The sequence below is a fragment of the Vibrio sp. EA2 genome, assembly GCF_033042495.1.
In the GTDB taxonomy this organism is placed as follows: domain Bacteria; phylum Pseudomonadota; class Gammaproteobacteria; order Enterobacterales; family Vibrionaceae; genus Vibrio.
Genome location: NZ_JAWLID010000001.1, coordinates 733,414 through 751,494, shown reverse-complemented (window position 1 = coordinate 751,494; position 18,081 = coordinate 733,414). Strand labels below are relative to the sequence as shown.

The window sequence follows — 18,081 nt, the reverse complement described above, 5'->3', positions numbered from 1 at the left end:
TAAAGGGCTTAATTTTATATGAGTTCCTAGTTACGTAGTAGAGGGTTATAACAATGAAAGTTATAGAGTTGTTATCCATTAAAGCGCCTCTTCCCGTTAGTGAGTTAGTTGAAAAGCAAGTTGAAGAGTTGCAAAAGGCATTGTGCATTTTAGGTTATCCAGTAGGTATAGTGGATGGTCTCATTGGGCCAAAAACTCGTAATGCCTGGGCCGAGTTTAAGACCGATGAACTACCAGGAAACCCCGGTCTAATTGGTAAGGAGTCGATTGAGCGTTTACAGGTGAGGCTAGAGGGGATAACAGCAAATGACACCTATGATTTCACCTGTAAAGAAGGGGTCATCGATGCCATTAAACATGAATGTGCAGAGCAAGGATTATTACTCGATACACAGAAAGCCTATGTATTAGCAACAACTCAGTGGGAAACCAATCAAACTTTTATGCCCGTCCGGGAAGCATATTGGCTTAGTGAAAATTGGCGTAAGAAGAATCTTAGATATTTTCCATTTTATGGTCGGGGCTTTGTTCAACTTACCTGGAAGAACAACTACGAAAAGTATTCACAATTACTTGATATCGATCTGACTAATCAACCAGATATCGCTATGCAACCTAATATCGCTCTATTTATCCTTATTCATGGGTTTAAAACGGGTACTTTTACTGGAAGACGAATCTCAGACTATATTAATGAAAATAATACGGATTTTATCGGTGCAAGACGATGTATTAATGGTACTGACAGGGCTCATGAAATATCAGAGATTGCAAAGGGATTTATGAGGAATCTTTAATTAAAAAAGAGGTATAGTAACTTATTGATTGGGCGATAAAGTTATTAAAATAAATCTTATCGCCTGATTTTTACTTACTCTTTCAGGTATATTACCTAATAAGATGAAGTCGTGTTTACCTGTAATTCAGTATATCCGGTGCTTTCATCCGTCTCACGGCTGAAAGAGAGGCTGGGGTAACTATGGATGATTACTTCAGCGGTCGTATCGATAATAGTGCCTTCTATTAAATGTCCGCCCCAAACATGTCCATGTTTGTCAGAAACCGAAATATGAACATGTTGGTGTTCGGGAGTCAAAGTACCCATAACCGAGACAAGCTCTAAGGGTTCTTGCTTGCGTAATGTACTGTCTGCACCAGCGAGTCTGAGCTGAAGTTGGGAGACACATCCAACGCAAGAGGCAATGGAACCCGCTCCGATGTTATGATCCCTAACGATCTTCGCGAGACTATGTTTAAGATCCATGCCTTTGGTTAATCTAATTGCAATGACGTCGATGGACATATCATTTCCTTATCAAAGTCAGTAAACACGACAATGCAGTGTCTAAATCTTCATAACGCTTGGCTTTGCCGAGCACCCGCATGCCTTGCATATTGTTTAGAATAAAACGGGCTAATTCAGTTGGTTTGAACGTTTTAGGGATTAACGTTTCCTTTTGCGCGTTTTCTATTGCCTCACTCATGATGTCGATGAGGTGGTCAAACAAAAAATGTCCCATGCGCAACACATCATTATCCTCTCCAGCGTGTTCAACCAACGCATTTTGAACAAAGCATCCGCAATTACTTTTGTGCTGAAGTGCGGCAAACGATGTTAAAAAGGTTTCGATCTCCCTCAGGGATGCTCCGCTTTTTCTCAAATCAGCCAGAGAGGGCAATGACACTTTTTTTAGGTACGCATCCAGAGCTTCATAATAAAGCTGCTGTTTATCGCCATAGGTATTGTAAAGGCTGAACCGGTTGATGTTCAGTTCATCTGTGAGGTCGGAGATAGAGGTATTTGAAAAACCTTTACGCCAGAACAGATTCATGGCGACCAAGAGCTTCTCATCTCGGTCAAAGTTAGCTTTTCTTGCCATATCGGTACCTACCTAGAAATATCGCTTTCGCTCATCTTCCCAACTTATGAAGGGAAGAGCAATTATATTCTTGACTGATCGTTTAGAAACTGGCTACAGTATAACCTAACCGAACAGTTAGATAAAGGAATAGGGTGTACGATGAAGTTATATGAAACCGCGATGACGCCAAGTTGTAAGCGAGTTAACATTTTTCTTAAAGAAATCGGCGGTGATGTAGAGCGAGTCGCAATAAACGTGCGTGACGGAGATAACCTTGCAGAGACGTTCAAACAAAAGAGTGTGAATGGCAAAGTACCCGTTTTAGAGTTAGATGACGGCACAACACTTTGTGAAAGTGTCGCGATTTGCCGTTATTTCGACGAGGAGTTCAGTAACGATCTGAACTTATTTGGTGGTAACCAGCGAGAGCGCGCTCAGGTTGAAATGTGGCATCGTGTTGTCGAGTTTCAGGGGCTTTATGCTGCGTTTCAGGCGTTCCGCAACATCAGTGCTATCTATAAGGATCGTGAAAACTGCGTGAAAGAGTGGGGCGAAGAGTCAAAATCTCGCGTAGTGGCTTTCCTTCCGGTTTTGGATAAACGCTTAGGGGAAAGTGAGTATATCGCCTCGGATCGTTACACTATTGTGGATATTACCGCTTACATATTCGTTGGGTTTGCAATTAATGCACTTCAGATTGATGTGCTTTCAACCGCGCCAAATATCGCCCGTTGGTTTGAGAAAATTTCAGCTCGAGAAGCACTTCAAAGCTAGAATCCATCACCTTGCTGGGTTATTGAAAGCAGCGAGAGTCCATTTAACTTGCTGCTTTTTCTTTTCAAAAATTACGAACCCTTTCAATTTGTTGAGTATTTCTCTTCTTTTATCCCTACTCACCTATAATTAAACTTGTAACCGTTAAATTATCTTTCTGGGCGTATAGAATCGATGGCTCTGTAGCTTTGAGCATTGGTTTTAATCGAGAAAGTGCAATAGAGACAAGGAGAGGTTTATGAATATTCAACCTAAAACCATTAATAACGTCCTGATTGCAATGTTGATGATGTCTATTTTCGGCTTGGTTGAAATGTATCACAGTAATACTCAACAAAGTCATGAAATTGAACAGCTACGTGGTCAGTTGATTCAAAAGGAAAATCAGATAGTTGTATCAAATGAAGCGCTATCATATACGCGTTACCAGCACCAATTATTAGCCGAAGATTACAATCGTTTTAGAGATCAGCAATCAATGAGCAATCTACTAACGCATTGACCAGAGGTTTCCTGTGAGGGGGAGCGGAATAATTCGGGTTTGCGGGATTGCCTATCAAACGCTTGTGGCTAAATGATTCTGATGAATTTTACGTTTATTATCGTAAGACCCTAAAAACCAAGTAAAGCATTATTGCTCTACTTGGCCCCTAGCACTGACAAATGGATATTATTTCGGTTCTGTTGTTTGTGGTGGAGCAAGCAACGCCTCCAGTTCTTCTTGAGTCAGTAGATCATCAGTTCTGAACATGCCGTACTCGTCATCCAGCGACATTTTTGTTCGGCTAATGAGGTACCTTTTCTGAGTTGGCGTTAAATCTTTGAGCGAATCAATAAGCTCCCTAAAGTTGCTGCTGTTCATTGCCATATATCCCCCCGTTTTAAGCCTATACAGGTTTGCTATTTAAATTGTCTAAATACGCAAAGATCTGTTGATTAATCGTTAATAGCTCCCTATTAACTATAGTGATATCTGACACATCCGGTGCAATATTGTTGCGTGTATCTTCTTCAATCTCTTGTAACGCTGTGACAGCGGTATCTTCTCCAAAGCTTTCTAACACTCCTTTTAAGCTATGCGCTAACAAGTGCAGTTCTGGCCAATTTTCATCGGCATATAACTCATTAATGCGTTCTAAGCCATTAACGTGTTCGTCCAAGTAGGTCGAAAACACGGTGATAATGATGTCGACATCGTTATCCATAACTCTATTTAACACGTCAAAATTGATCATTTATTCATCCCTATCAAGCAGGCAATAGTTCAAAGGTTCAGGCGGTTGGCTCACGTAAAAGCCAAAAAGACAGTCTTTCAACCAGAGAGACCAATTAGGAGGTATTGCGTGTTGTAATAAATGTCTGATTCTATGATCGTTTGATGCGTTACTTATGTGCGTGGGCTCAATCACGTTCAGCCTAAGTGCTTTTCCAACTATATAGGTACAAACAGTAAGCATATAAATTAGGTTTTGATGATGCTGATACGATGATGAGAGGCGACGCGGAATATGTTGAGGCGGTTCAGTAAGTCCCTGTTTTGTCGGTATAGCGGCGATGGAAGTGAATGTGATACGATAAAGTGAGAATAAAAAAGAGCCTCTAAAGAGATTGGAGTTAGTCCAGTCTCTTTGTGCGTTTCTGACACAAGTCGTATTAAAAGCCTTCGGACTTAACGCACCGAGTTGGCAATTCACCAACATCGAAGCCGCTGAGCCATCAGCAACGACTAAGCTATTTAAGTCACTAATTGCGACTTTACCCTCAGTCAATGTCCATCATCCCTACAGAGTGTTACTTTTTAAATTAGTAACCCAAATACATAATATCAAGGTGATAGCGAGTAAAAGAGGACATTCCTCACCTTTTATAGGGTATCGTATGGTTAACATGGCTGGGTTTAATTTAGTTGATGAACTAAGTTTTAGGTGAGATTTAATTAAACCAACAATTGCCGATTTCGAGTCGTTTTATACAATTTTAACTCGCATACATCTTGTCCTTTTCGTCCCCGAAATGGGAGGCGTATACTTTCTTTGTTGGGATAAGACTAGGAATGATATGTCAGCAAAGATAGGTAATAAAAAATCAGTTTAACGCTGGTTGTTGAGCTTGCGCTCCAGTCGTTCTATCTCATCAAGTAAATCAAGGGCTACCGCAATGCCGGGCATATTCAATCCCAAATCTTGTTGCATTCGCTGAGCTCGAAGGGCACGACGCAAGTTGGAGGTTTTAAATCGCCAATGTACTGGTTGGTCTCCTTGTGGATCAAGCACACCTTCATCCACTAGAGCGATGACCCATTCAACGGGTTTATCACAAGCTCGACAAAGCTCTGCTAGTGTCAGAGTTGGCTCATATTCTCCAGAAACCGATATAATTAACTGTTTTGTGGTTATTTTCTTTACCATAATTAAACGCCTAACTGGCTGCGGGGATTAAAGGGCATCAAGGCTTGCATCTGGCGGAACAACTCTTTTTCCTGTTCGGTTTCAACTGTCGGTAAGACAATATTCAGCTTGATCAACATATCACCAGGTTTACTACCAGGCAGCCCACGTTCACGTAGTCGTAAAGTTTTCCCAGAAACTGAGTTAGCCGGTATGGTGACTTCGATTGGCCCCATAGGAGTGGGGAGTTTTACTTTCGATCCCAATGCCGCTTCCCATGGTGTGATAGGAAGTGTCAGACAAAGATTGTTCTGCTCCATACGATAAAATGGATGTTGGCGGAAGGTGACCTCAAGATACAAATCGCCCGGAGTGCCACCTGAATAGCCCGGAAGTCCTTTTCCCCCAATACGAATGTGTTGTCCTTCTCTTATTCCCTTAGGAATACGTAAGTTAATCGTTAAAGCCTCTTCTTTGTTGGGCGAAGAATTTGCTAAGGTCAGCGTTTTTACCGCGCCATGAAAACTATCTTCAATCTCTATCTGTATCTTTGCATGTAAATCTTCGCCCTTCGCAGTGAAGGTGTGACTACCAGACGTATAACGAGAGTGAAAAGGCTCACTTCTAAAAGAACCACCAAACAGTGATTCAAAAAAGTCCGAAAATGCGCCAGGATCTCCTTGACTGGAACCGTCACTGTAAAACTGAAAATTACGTTTCCAGTTAGGTGGTGCTTTAAATTCCTGTCCAGATGTCCAATCCTCACCAAGCTCATCATAAGCTGCACGTTTTTTGGGATCTTTCAAGACTTCGTACGCTTCTTTGGCTTGAATAAACTGTTGCTTTGCATTCGCCTCTTTAGATACATCGGGGTGGTATTTTCGTGCGCACTTTTTATAGGCGCGTTTAATCTCCGTTAGCGTTGCATCACGGGGAACACCAAGAATTGCATAGTAATCGCGATATTCCATAACACTCACTACACTCACTAATAGGCAAAGTTATTTAACAGTAACGTATTTCAGCTTTACTCTTATTCATAGTATATGGGTGATTTATGTTAATCGGAAAGGTCATTATTTTCGTATTAACATCGTTCTATTGAATCTGTTAAATACGCATCAGTAATAAGTTCCAGTCTCGTATCCGGCATTACCAACCCTAAGGGAGCATCAGGTTTAGCTCCGTCTCTCTAAAGAACGCTTCTTACGGCTTCGGCGATGTTGTGCATTTGTCTTGTTCAGTTGTACTACACTGAAATATAAATTCCCGATTGAATTCAAGGCTTAGGAGCGATCCAACCAATGCAAAATAAATCGCAAAACAAATGCCTATCCCTGACGGAGGCTCAGCTTTATCATGTCTGCGACCTTGATCTTCTGAACTTTGAGACCACCGATGAACTAGAACCGTTGGTGGACCCTCTAGGGCAGGACCGGGCAATGGAAGCTCTGAATTTCGGGCTAGATATGCCTCATGCCGGTTACAATATCTTCGTTACCGGCTCTACTGGTTTAGGCAAACATACCCTGATTGACCGATTGTTGAAGCATCGCTCCCGGGATTATCCACCGGCTGATGACTGGTGTTACGTCAATAACTTCGACCATCCACAGCAACCCGTGACATTACAGCTTCGGGCTGGGGACGGTCGACGGCTGCGACAGAACGTGCAACAGTTAGTGGAATACTTGGTTCAGGCGATCCCAGAAACGCTGCAAAGCGATGAACTTCAGGCGCGCATACAAGCGATCCAGACGGATTACACTGAACGTTGTCGGCGGGCTTTTGCAACCGCTGAATCCCATGCTGAAGAGCATCATATTATCTTAAAGAAAACCCCGACCGGTTACACTTTTCTGCCAGAACTTGACGGAGAAGTCTTGAATCAGGAGGCATTCCGTAAATTGCCAGAGGCACAGCAGGATAAGATTGATGCCGAGCTAAAGGCATTGCGTCAGGAACTGCACCAAATATCCCGGGACATGCCTGTTTGGCATCGTCAAAGTCAACAGGCAATCAAAGATTTACAGCGAGATACCGTTGCTATCACCATCAGTCAGTTGTTTCTTGAGCTGGAACAAAAGTTTGCAGCGTATCAGTCGGTGATTGATTATCTACATAGCCTCAAACAAGACCTCATCGATAATATTGATCGTTTGCAACAGATTCTTAGCAGCCTGCCAGAAGAACACAAAAGTGACAAAGTGGCGGAATATTTCACCGAATATCAAGTGAATTTGTTGGTCGATAACAGTGATGTTGAAGGAGTACCTGTGATTTACGAGGACAACCCGACAGTGTCTAATCTGCTCGGGCGGGTAGAGCACCTCAGCCATGCCGGTACTTTGTATACTAATTTTATGTTGATTAAACCCGGAGCGCTTCATCGTGCTAATGGTGGCTATCTGGTACTGGATGCAGCCCGATTAGTCGATCGTCCTTTGCTGTGGGATTCGCTTAAACGAGCACTGCGTTCCGGCCAAATCCGAACCCAGTCCCTTGAGCAAATGTTGAGCCTGGCCACCACCACCACGATCGAGCCGCAGGTAGTGCCGCTTGATGTGAAAGTGGTGCTATGTGGCAGTCGGCTCTTATACTATTTGCTCAAATATTATGATCCGGAATTTAGCTTATTATTTAAGGTCCAGGCCGATTTTTCAGAGGAACTTCCCCGGGATAGTGCCTCGATGAAACTTTATGCCCAACTGATTAAGACGGTACAGAGCCGGGAACATTTGCTTCCTTTGTCAAGGGAAGCCGTTGCCCGGGTGATCGAATACAGTAGCCGAATGATGGATGATCGGGAAAAACTGTCCTTACACATGAATTCGCTGATGGATTTGTTGCGTGATGTGGATTATTGGTCGAGAAAGCGTGAAGAAAAAATCATCACCGCAGAGGCAGTCGAAGCTGCGGTGGCGGCGCGACGCCGTCGGGTGAGCTATCTCAAGGAGCGTAGTCAGGAAAGTGTGTTGCGGGGGATTCGCACTATTGATACCGAGGGGGTCGCGGTAGGCCAGATAAACGCGCTGTCGGTGGTATCAGTTGGGGACCATCCCTTCGGGTTACCTTCTCGGATCACTGCGACCACTCGTCTTGGTGACGGGAAGATCCTCGACATTGAGCGAGAAGTAGATCTGGGTGGCTCGATTCATTCCAAAGGTGTGATGATTCTGAGTGGATTTCTTGGGGAGCGCTTTGGCCAAAACCAGCCGCTGTCACTGAGTGCCTCGCTGGCCTTTGAGCAATCCTATGGCGGCGTTGAAGGTGACAGCGCTTCTGCTGCGGAATTGTGCACTTTATTATCGGCGATTGGCCAGTTCCCACTCAAACAATCAGTGGCCATTACCGGGGCGATTAATCAACATGGTCTGATTGAGGCGGTTGGCGGCATTAACGAGAAAATCGAAGGTTTTTTCGAGATTTGTCAGGCGCGTAAGCTAAAAGGAGAGAATGGGGTGATCATTCCAGCAGCGAATATTCCCCACCTGATGCTGCGGGAAGATGTCCGTGCCGCCGTGCGGGGGCAACGGTTCCATATCTGGGCGATTGAACATGTTGACCAGGCCATGACGTTGCTTACTGATTTACCCATTGGAGAACTGGTTAATGGAAAGTATCCGGCGATGAGCATCAACGGCAAAGTGAGTGAGCGTTTGTGCGAATTGAACCGGATACGCCAGCAGTTTAGTGGGCAAGCAATGAATAATCATAGCGGAAATTCTTCCGATGATCGCTAATCCTGATTGTCGCGCTACCTATCACGAACTCAAAAGAAACGGTTTCTAAAAACAGTGAATATCCACAAGCTTTAGGTAATCGTTCATTTCACTATCAAATAATAGTTCCGGTCACACTCATCCCAGTGGCCGGATACTTAAACGGATAACCCGTCCTGTTGTTTTAATTAATTGGTAATCAATCCTGCCCAGCAACTATTAAATCCGGGATGGTCGTTATACCAATGATATTGGTAACTATTAACCTTAAGTCTATGTATCTTGATTCTAGATATATCGTTTACCCTGTATCAGCATATTTGTTTTAGGATTTATGGTATTCCGCTGGTTAAGCGGGCTGACTTTTTCGTCATTGATCGACACCTGTTGGCGTATCTGAATGCCATTGAAAAGTTCAACTGTGTCTACTGTAGTTATGGTAATGGCGTTATTGCTTATAGCCGAGAAATTACTTCCAGAACGGAACAATTCTGGTGCCCAATCAAGCATGCAAAGAGAACGTCACACCATCACTCGAGAGTCGATAAGTTTTTTGAATATGGTGATGCGAGTGCCTGGAGAAATGACCTCGAGGCGATAAGAAAGGATTGGAAGGATAAGCACTGATTATCGTTTTAGGTTTTAAACAGCTTATTGGTTGGTGTTTGAGTAAGCGGTACCATCAAACGAGACGTCTAATAAAGATAGGTATCAAGACCAAAAGAACTCATAATTTGTTAGATTAGTAAAGCCAATGAAGCGTTGGTTGTCTATGAGTGAATGACATAGTCCGAGTGGAAACAGAAAGCAAAAAGCGAACCTAAGGTTCGCTTTTTAATTAACATGTCATATCTAATCTAGGCCAGTTGCCAACTTGATATGACATAATCAACAACTGATCACAGATAACTAAGATGGAAACTCGCTAGTTTTCTAAATCAACCATCTGGAATACTCATTAAAAATAACCAAGTAGGAAACTCCAGTGCTTCATGGCTAATGAAGGTAGCAGATTTGGTTAACTAAGTTGGAAACACTCTCCTCATAAAACTCTCTTTTTAGAGTAATTGCTCAGTTCGTAAAACCCGAACCGTACTTTGCGAACTGCACTTTAGGAACCGCCGTTGGTTCCACTGTTCTCGCAATTACGCTCTCAATCTGTGCAACCTTTGTCAGTTCCTAGATTTGGTATCAATGATGCTGTTAGTGTTATGTTTTCGACCTGGTTGACGATATAATTATTCTGTAAATAGCTGATTATAGGGGAATAAATGAAAGTTATTAGTGATAACAAAACTCTTGAAAAGACATTGATTAGTTTGATTAGTAAGCACGAACAAGTATCAATTGCGGTAGCATGGGCATCGGCCGAGACAAAGGTATTCAACGCCTTTTTAGCTAACAAAACTAAGATATGTACTTCAACGATTGGGACACATTTTTACCAGACTGATCCCCGTGTTTTGAAAGAGTTTATAGGTAGCAAGCAAGTACACTTCGTTACTCAAACCAGTGGCGTGTTCCATCCCAAGGTATACCTGTTCAGAACTGGCCTTAAGTGGGAAGCAATTATCGGTAGTTCTAATATGACTAACGGAGCGTTCACCTCGAACAACGAGATCAACGTTCATCTTAGTAGCAAAGATGATGAAGGCAATATTTCATTTGATGAACTCTTAGCACAACTTAGTAAGTACTTTGAAGTAGGGGTGTCTGTTGACGAAGAGTACGTGAATACATATAAAATTTATCATAAGAAACAGAAGCCTCGTTTAGATAAGTTGGCGGATCGTTATGGGAAAACAAAAGCATCTAAACCGTTACTTAATAGTGTTGTAATGCAAATGGAGTGGCCCGCGTACTTAAACAAGGTTCAGCAAGATGTTAATCATGCAATCTTGACTCGATTAGAACTTCTCGAAACTATCAGAAGTTATTTCAATACATACGATGACTATAAATCTATGCCTCTGGCTGCTCGTAAAACAATCGCAGGGCTACCCAATGATGTGCATAAGCATTGGGGATGGTTTGGTAGCATGAAAGGTGCTGGGGTTTATCACAGCAATATCAATAATAACAATGAGTACATTTCAGAGGCTCTTGAGCATATCCCGCTTTGTGGGGAGATTAGCATATCTCAATATAATCAGTATGTTGAAACATTTAAGAAAGCATTCCCGAATGGTAGAGATGGTATCAGTATTGCCAGTCGTTTACTTGCTATGAAACGTCCAGATTTCTTTGTTTGCATTGACTCCAAAAACAATCGTGCAATGTGTGCTGACTTTGGTATTAAAGTGTCTGGTATGACCTATGAACGATACTGGGATGAATTGATAAGCCGAATCCACGAATCAGTGTGGTTTGACAGTCAGGAACCTAGTAAAAAGCTAGAAAAGCGAGTTTGGAGAGGTAGAGTTGCATTGCTCGATTGTATCTTTTATGAAGAAGAGTAATGTGAATAGGTAAGTGCTCTCAATCAAAGTGAGTTCTCAACGGTATCCATAATGGGATGGGGTGAACCCCAATCGCTATAACTACGTTGGGAACTGCTTCAAGAAACTCTTTATTGCATAATACTAACTAGTCTATGTGGCTATAAATCCAGGTACTAGAGCTCGAATAGAGTCAACATGCTCCAGCTCGTGTCTATTCATCAACTGCAAGTTGAAGGCATGCGGCGGCAAAGAAGCATCAGGCGTGCAGTCTACGTGGAGGTCATTGAGCACGTAGCCAGCTAATGCTTCGTTGGCTGTAATGTTTCGCACATATTGACCTTCCATACCAAGGTCAATAGCTAAGTCATTTCTATTTTTATGCTTAGAGTGCGGTGCAACACTTAGGACAACGTCACGATTCCAAAGAGTATCGTCCTCTATAGTCTTGTCGTATGAGCTGTCAGTTTGTTCAGCCTTAAGAATTCGACTGATTCTAAAGCACAGGAACTTAAGTCTTTTGCTGTCCCAAGCACGGATGTGCCAAGCCCCAAGCCCTTTAAATAGAGAATGAGGCGTCAGGGTTCTAGTCTCGGTGCTAGTTGAGGAACTATACAGGACAGAAATACAGTGCTTATTCAGAATCGACCTTGTGACTTGAGAGACGATATCAATGGGTAGTGAATCCAACACTGTCGCGAAGCTGCTTACACCATAAGTTGTTACTGGAATGGAGTTAAGCTCCTGACCCCATGCTATTAACCTCAGAGCGGCTTCTGGGTCATGCTCAAAAGCTGGGCTAAACGATGCTGACCTCATATATGCTCGCAGGCTTTCGTTGAAAACCGTGTTGTCGGGAAAACGTTCTTTGTAAGCATTAAAAGAACGGCTTGCTGTAGCAACGGCAATATCACCGTGCTGAATAAGGTCGGAGCGATTCACTTTCCCAAAGAAGCAGAGATAGAAATCAATAAGCCTTAGTCGTTTGGTTTGCGGAGATTCGACACAACGCACAATGATTACCCTTATCAAAATGAACTGTACTAATTTACTCTAACGAATCATTTGATTCCAGTGTAATATGAGACTAGTTGATTCAAACCATGTTGCTCGACGCGTTACTTACGGCGTAGATTTCTGACTTTGAGGATTACAATGAACGTCAATGATTACTTATCGAAGATCGAAGAAGGTTTGCCGATAAACTTGAGGAGGTTTATTGAGAAGCTTGATTTGAAAGATCCTGAACAGTGGATGTCCATCTATGAGGCAAAGTGTGTACGCACAGGACATGTGCTGAAGGTGTTGGATGAAGAACGTCATTCATCGTTCTATACAAAGGATATCTCAAGTCGAATAGAGGGCGCGAAACAAGGTAAATCACACGTCATTAGTACAAGTTTTTCCCATATCCTCTTACTTAATACGACTAGTTTTCCAAATACTCCATATGTGATTGTTTCATCAGAAGCTGGGGTAATTAGTTCTTTACCCAAGCTGAGCGATCAAGCCGTTGTTATTGAGAACATAGAGAATTTTTATCGGTACATCTCTTTTATGGAAAGCATAGGCCGTGAAGAGTTGATTGAGCACACTGACTTTTTGTTTGGTGCAGGGACACAAATCAATAACAGCCTAAATTTAAAGTTTCTTACGAACTACAAACGGATCTACGTAGCGGGAGACTTAGATCTAGGCGGTCTGAAGATTTTTAAAACATTAGCAATGAACGTGTCAGATTGCTATTGGCTTTCCCCTGTTGATTGGGCCAAGTTTGAAGCGTTTTTCAATTTGAAGCCCAAATCTGTTGCGGAATGGCAACAAGCGATTTCTATTGCCAGTGAATTAAATCTAGAAAAAGAAAAACAGTTGTTACATACACATAGAGCATTTTTGGAACAAGAAGCCCTACTACCATAAGGATGGGATGATGGAAGATTTTCGCATAAGTATTTCAAGATTGATTGTCGTCGACTCCGTAGGGGTAGCTATTGCAGAAATTGATCTTAGAAACGGTGGGATCATAATTGCGAAGGGTAATGTTGGTAAAACATCAATACTTAACGCGATTCGGTTGTTTCTACTGCCAGAGACAAACTTCAAGAAGAGCTTTCAGAAGTTTGGATTCATGAATAACAAAGGTGAACCCTATACGGACGATGAGAGTTTTGAACACTATTTCCCGAGTAGATCGAGTTTCTTGATTTTAGAATGTGAGAATTTTCTTGGTGGCCCAGTTCCGCATTGTCAGATTCTTTATCGAGGTGAATCTAAGTCTTACAAAAGAATGTTTACATCTCTTCCGTACCAGAACATAAAAGATCTCTTTTGGGATTCAAGTATTGGAGAAGATGGTATTGGAGGAGCAGTACAAAACCTATCGATCGATTCTGTGAAGAAGGCATTAAAAGAAAGAGATCCTAAGTACTTTAAGACTATTGAGCGCCCTCAGGCAATCAAAGAAGCGTTGTATGCAAATGATTTACTTGATGTAAATGCCATGCGTTATTGTTTGTTTCCATTGAGCAAGTTAGATGATGCCAGCATTAACTCCTTTAAAGCATTAGTTAAGCTTCTTTTTGATATGAAGACTGGTTCTGATGCTGTTAGGCTGGCTATTGCCAACATCATTGAGTCTACTAAGAAAGAGCGTAAAGATGAATTAAGCCTTGATATCAATGAGTTTTTGAATAGAAACCAGATGCTTGGCGATAAGGAACTTCATCTACAGAAAGTAAAAAATCTAAAACCAAAATTTGAAGAACTTTCTATCTCGTACGCCACTTTAACAGACAACCAAAGTGCAGAAACTAAGTTGCTGCAATTTGATCGTGTGCTTAGAGGGGAGTTGGACTCTAAAGCTAAAGAACACAAGTTGCTTGAAGACCAGATACATTTGGCGCTTGAGCGGAACAAGAATAACCAAAAGTTTCGCGATGACGCACAACGACACCTCAATGAGTTGAAGGGAGCCCTTAAACAGGAAAGTGCGAAATTGGAGAAACTACAACCTCAGCTAGATACAGCGAAAAGGATCATCGATGATTACTTTGGAAAGCCTATTTCTGAAATTGAAGAGCTCCTTGCTGAAGAGCTTGATGAAGAGGTATCCAATCTCGACAACTTAAAAGATGCATCTAAAAGGAAGGTGCGTATTGAACAATTGAAGACGTTGATAGCAGATGAAAATAGGCACATCAGAATACTTAATCGAAGCTTAGAGTTAAAAGAATTTTTCTTATCAAAGCAGTTAGAGATCGGCGATTATCAAATACTATCTTCGATAAATAGTATTATTTCCAAAGCTAACCCTGGTCGTAGGTTAACAGAAACAGAGTTAGATCGCTTTAAAGGATTTTTAGCTCTTTTTGAAAGAGATAATCAGCAATATCGTTTCTTTGATAGGACTCTAAATATTGCCAGTTTGATTGAAGAACATTCAACAGAAGAAGAGCTTGAGCAGAGAACTAAGAACTTAGCTGCTTTTGAGGATGAGTTGCATGAGTTAGAGAAAATTGGCAACCAAAGCGATATCCTTACTCAAACTGAAATAGCTAGGTTACAGCGTAAACTAGAACGATATGACAGTGAACTTACCAAAGTTAAGAGCTATGAGTTCAACCTCCAAACCGCTAACTATGCCAATGAGGAAGTACGATCTTTAACCCAACAAGTTGAAGAAGCTGAAAACTCATTATCTAAAGCCCAAAATAGTCTAGACATATCTCAAAGGGAGCTAGCTGAATCAAAGGAGAGTTTAAGTAGCTTCAACTCAAATTTAGAAAAACTTAAAGGCTTGAGCCAGAGAGTGAGTAATAGCCTAGCTCGACATCAACTTGTAGATTTTCCACTGGAGAAGCTAAGTGTTGAAAGCGTTGAAGTGTCGGAACAGTTTTTTGAAAGTCTGGAAAATGCACTATTAGCAAAAGTGCAGGCGCGTAGTGGCGTTACATCCAATATACATTTTTTGGTTAAAGAAGGTGTCATCGACAATGATGACGACTTGTTTACCGCGACTCTTTCTGATGAACAAATTCGTCATACATATAAGCAGATTGAGTCAAAATTTGTACATGTGGATGAAGAGATAGCTAATCTGAAAAGGCAGTTTGTTGCCCTTAAGAGTGAGATTCATGGAATCATTACTGAACTTGAGAAAAACCGACAGCTAATTGATAGCTTTGAAGGGTTTATTAACACTGAGTTTAAGAAAGCGACCATAAATGATTTATCGGAAGTAAAAGCTAAAATCGGTGTTAATAGTCGATTCGAAGCACTATTGGCAGAGGTAGCACACATTGACTTATATGCCGATAGCCGACTTTCAAGTGAGTTTGTGGATCGACTCAAGACCTTTAGTAAAGAGTTTTTTGATGAAGGCACGGCATCAACTTTAACTATGGAAAAGATACTCACGGGAATCAACTACCATGTTAAAAAACAGGGCGCGAAGAGTCTTGAGACAAAATCTCAGTCCACTTCGACAGTGATGCTAATAAACATCAAACTAGTTGAAGTGTTACTAAAATCTGTCCAGCAATCGAGCTGTAAAGTATTTTTCCCATTAATTATAGATGAGGGAGCTTCTGTAGATCTCTCGCAATTTCAGTGGCTTTTGCCACAACTCAATGAGTCGGGTTTTAGAGTACTAAGTGCATCTACACATTCAGTATCTAGTGAGTTGATATTACTCTTTGGCTACTACTTCAAAATTGACTCGATGAAAACAAGTCTTCCTTATCATCCTGAGCGTCAGATTGCCTTTACTAGTGAACCTGAGTACATCATTAAACCAAGCGTAGCGAAGGAAGATCAGATGTGTATTTTTGGAGAGACTGATGAATAGCCAAGTTCTAGATACACTTCCGACATTTAAGTTAATGATGGAGTATAAAGCCATCATGCTTGAGTCGATAAGGTCAATGGATACATATGGTGAATCGTATGTACGCGAATACGATTTTAATGCAGCTGTATTTAAGTGTCTCAAAACGCTGGAAGGAGATACAACTCAGCAAAATGCTGTCAGAGTAGCTTTTTCAAAGGATAATCTGATTAATTCACATATTTTGTCTGATTTTGATCATTTCGAAGGTGCTGGGAGGCTGTTTTTCGATAAAGCAGTACTGGACATTTTTAGACTGTTTGATAGAAGCTTAATCCAAGAACTTACCCATATAGAGTTAAACACAAGGCTTGTTGCATTAAGGGAGCTAACTGATAGGTTTGACAGTGGTAGCCTTGATTTTAACCCCCAAGACTTGGACTACAAGGAGGCATTGGGAGCTTTGTTTAGAGCTCTTGCTGCTCTGCAAAGTCTAATTCGTAGAAACCTTACTCGCATGGAAGATGTGAATAGGGACTTGAGCGAACAGAGTGAGAAAGCCCTGAAGGCTACCAACCCTAATGTCGTACAAGCATTACAAAAAGACAATATTGAACATATATCAAACCTTTTGGTGAGACATATCCTACCCACTAGGGCTTTTTTGGATGAGAAAGTGGTGCTTAGAGATGGGGCAAATTTATTGGCATGTCTGGAGAAGCTTAAAAGGTTGTTTGAAGTACATAGTTTAGATAGTGAAGCTTCGACCATGCTCCGATATGCAATTTCATTTAATGCTTATCATAAAGACATAAGTCGTATATCTACATCTATTGATCAGTTCTTAGCTCGCTCAAGGAAAAGGCTCACGCAGTTTAATGCAATCGAAAATGCATTTTCTGAGTTAGTGGAGTATTTAAAAGAAACACAACAGGACTTAAGGCGTAAAAGAATCAGTTCAGATTTTGCTCAAACATCAGGTTTGTTTTGTGGTTTGATGAACCAGCCTCGTCCCAAAGACCTCCGACTGAGTGATTCACAGTCGTACTTTAATAATATAACCACGGACATCACCACGAAGCTTGAAGATTACAAACTTGTTAATCAGCTTGATTTATCTCTTTTACAGAGCTCTAAAGATAATAGTTTAGACACGCGCTTGGAAAGGGTGAAACAGGTTAAGCAACTAATGTATTCGATGAGATTCGAGCATTGTGATGATTTAATAAAAGTAGTGAGCGATAGGCTAGAGGGCTTGTTGGACGATTACCAAATACTTGACCTTCTTGAAGCCCTAATGACTCTAAATTCAGTAGGCCAGTTAAACCTTCACAACCATCTTCCAAGAGTTACTAATATTTTTCATGAGATAACGGTAGGTGGGTATGTGTTTAAGTACAGAAAAATAAAATTGGAGGTACGAGAGACTTATGCATACGACTAATAACCTAATATCTAACACTTTCGACTATGCTGACCTCGAACTCAGTCAGCAAGTCTACTCCCAGTTCTCGTCTGGCAAAGTGATCACTAAGCGCATTTATGAAACATATACTCAGCAGTTTATTGAGAACCCTTTGTATACAGAGCTATATAAGCATTTGGATAGCCATTATAGCCTCCTTTACAAGCACATTGGGTTTGAGCTGGTTTTTAACTCCGGAGGCGAATTTTTTCACATTCGTAAAGATGATAGTTCAGAAGATGCGGACGAAAATGCTACTAAGGTACAAGCATTGCTTTTAGTGATAGCTAGGTTTTGGACTGATAAAAGTTTCGATCTAGATGATTTAGCCAATGAACATTTTGGCCTTAAAGCTAAACATATAGATGAGATCAAACGAAATGAGCAGTATGACCGTATTCGAGGGGCACTAATGCCAAAAGATGACTGGGATGCATGCGTGCGCTTTCTCTTGAATCGTAACTTTATGTACCGATGCGGTGATGGGCATTATGTAGTGAGTTCTGCGGGCATGTTCTTTATTCAACACCATGTAAAAAAATACGAAGAATCGATCAGCTAATCTCTTACTTGTTCGCTAAACGAGAGTATTACCTAGTTCTTACAAC

General features: G+C 41.4%; 16 protein-coding genes. 9 read left to right on the top strand and 7 right to left on the bottom strand.

Going from position 1 to position 18,081, the window contains the following annotated elements; genetic code table 11:
* The first annotated feature begins 53 nt into the window (after positions 1-53).
* On the top strand, positions 54-797 hold the full coding sequence (locus RXX31_RS03370) for a carboxypeptidase (protein WP_317587694.1): 744 nt from the start codon (positions 54-56) through the stop codon (positions 795-797).
* A 95-nt stretch (positions 798-892) separates the two neighbouring features.
* Here the strand turns inward: RXX31_RS03370 and RXX31_RS03365 are convergent, their stop codons facing one another.
* Together RXX31_RS03365 and RXX31_RS03360 are read right to left on the bottom strand one after the other, a co-directional pair.
* Positions 893-1,303 (bottom strand): DNA-binding protein, encoded by a 411-nt coding sequence (locus tag RXX31_RS03365; RefSeq protein WP_317587693.1) that lies wholly within the window; start codon positions 1,301-1,303, stop codon positions 893-895.
* A gap of 1 nt (position 1,304) precedes the next feature.
* Positions 1,305-1,880 (bottom strand): TetR/AcrR family transcriptional regulator, encoded by a 576-nt coding sequence (locus tag RXX31_RS03360; RefSeq protein ID WP_317587692.1) that lies wholly within the window; start codon positions 1,878-1,880, stop codon positions 1,305-1,307.
* Between the two features lie 141 nt (positions 1,881-2,021).
* Here RXX31_RS03360 and RXX31_RS03355 point away from each other — a divergent pair, with 141 nt between their 5' ends.
* Together RXX31_RS03355 and RXX31_RS03350 are read left to right on the top strand one after the other, a co-directional pair.
* On the top strand, positions 2,022-2,636 hold the full coding sequence (locus RXX31_RS03355; RefSeq protein ID WP_317587691.1) for a glutathione S-transferase: 615 nt from the start codon (positions 2,022-2,024) through the stop codon (positions 2,634-2,636).
* Positions 2,637-2,874: 238 nt separating this feature from the next.
* Positions 2,875-3,138 (top strand): hypothetical protein, encoded by a 264-nt coding sequence (locus RXX31_RS03350; protein ID WP_317587690.1) that lies wholly within the window; start codon positions 2,875-2,877, stop codon positions 3,136-3,138.
* Between the two features lie 168 nt (positions 3,139-3,306).
* Here the strand turns inward: RXX31_RS03350 and RXX31_RS03345 are convergent, their stop codons facing one another.
* The 4 genes from RXX31_RS03345 to RXX31_RS03330 form a co-directional block, all read right to left on the bottom strand.
* Positions 3,307-3,498, bottom strand: a complete 192-nt coding sequence (locus tag RXX31_RS03345) for a hypothetical protein (RefSeq protein WP_317587689.1) — start codon at positions 3,496-3,498, stop codon at positions 3,307-3,309.
* A gap of 25 nt (positions 3,499-3,523) precedes the next feature.
* Positions 3,524-3,871, bottom strand: a complete 348-nt coding sequence (locus RXX31_RS03340) for an Hpt domain-containing protein (RefSeq protein WP_317587688.1) — start codon at positions 3,869-3,871, stop codon at positions 3,524-3,526.
* Positions 3,872-4,726: 855 nt separating this feature from the next.
* Positions 4,727-5,044 (bottom strand): chaperone modulator CbpM, encoded by a 318-nt coding sequence (locus RXX31_RS03335; RefSeq protein ID WP_317587687.1) that lies wholly within the window; start codon positions 5,042-5,044, stop codon positions 4,727-4,729.
* A 2-nt stretch (positions 5,045-5,046) separates the two neighbouring features.
* The gene (locus tag RXX31_RS03330) at positions 5,047-5,994 is read right to left on the bottom strand and encodes a DnaJ C-terminal domain-containing protein (protein WP_317587686.1); all 948 of its coding nucleotides are present in this window, start codon (positions 5,992-5,994) and stop codon (positions 5,047-5,049) included.
* Positions 5,995-6,327: 333 nt separating this feature from the next.
* On the opposite strand from RXX31_RS03330, the gene RXX31_RS03325 reads away from it, so the two are divergent.
* Together RXX31_RS03325 and RXX31_RS03320 are read left to right on the top strand one after the other, a co-directional pair.
* Positions 6,328-8,766, top strand: a complete 2,439-nt coding sequence (locus RXX31_RS03325) for an ATP-binding protein (RefSeq protein ID WP_317587685.1) — start codon at positions 6,328-6,330, stop codon at positions 8,764-8,766.
* A 1,250-nt stretch (positions 8,767-10,016) separates the two neighbouring features.
* Positions 10,017-11,204, top strand: coding sequence for a phospholipase D family protein (locus RXX31_RS03320; protein WP_317587684.1), 1,188 nt, complete (start codon positions 10,017-10,019; stop codon positions 11,202-11,204).
* Positions 11,205-11,336: 132 nt separating this feature from the next.
* On the opposite strand, the gene RXX31_RS03315 is transcribed toward RXX31_RS03320, so the two are convergent.
* Entirely contained in the window at positions 11,337-12,002 is a 666-nt protein-coding gene (locus tag RXX31_RS03315; RefSeq protein WP_317587683.1) for a WYL domain-containing protein, read from the bottom strand.
* A 336-nt stretch (positions 12,003-12,338) separates the two neighbouring features.
* Here RXX31_RS03315 and RXX31_RS03310 point away from each other — a divergent pair, with 336 nt between their 5' ends.
* From RXX31_RS03310 to RXX31_RS03295, 4 genes are read left to right on the top strand one after another with little or no spacing between them, the layout of a single operon-like run.
* The gene (locus RXX31_RS03310; protein ID WP_317587682.1) at positions 12,339-13,103 is read left to right on the top strand and encodes a Wadjet anti-phage system protein JetD domain-containing protein; all 765 of its coding nucleotides are present in this window, start codon (positions 12,339-12,341) and stop codon (positions 13,101-13,103) included.
* 10 nt (positions 13,104-13,113) lie between these two features.
* Positions 13,114-16,029: a hypothetical protein gene (locus RXX31_RS03305; RefSeq protein ID WP_317587681.1), complete on the top strand. Its 2,916-nt coding sequence runs from the start codon at positions 13,114-13,116 to the stop codon at positions 16,027-16,029.
* Positions 16,022-17,452 carry a hypothetical protein gene (locus RXX31_RS03300; RefSeq protein ID WP_138937051.1) on the top strand — a complete coding sequence of 477 codons (1,431 nt, stop codon included), beginning with the start codon at positions 16,022-16,024 and terminating at the stop codon, positions 17,450-17,452. The genes RXX31_RS03305 and RXX31_RS03300 overlap by 8 nt, the downstream gene beginning before the upstream one ends.
* Positions 17,439-18,035 carry a condensin complex protein MksE gene (locus RXX31_RS03295; protein WP_055465062.1) on the top strand — a complete coding sequence of 199 codons (597 nt, stop codon included), beginning with the start codon at positions 17,439-17,441 and terminating at the stop codon, positions 18,033-18,035. Before RXX31_RS03300 ends, RXX31_RS03295 begins: the two co-directional genes overlap by 14 nt.
* The last annotated feature ends 46 nt before the right edge of the window (positions 18,036-18,081 follow it).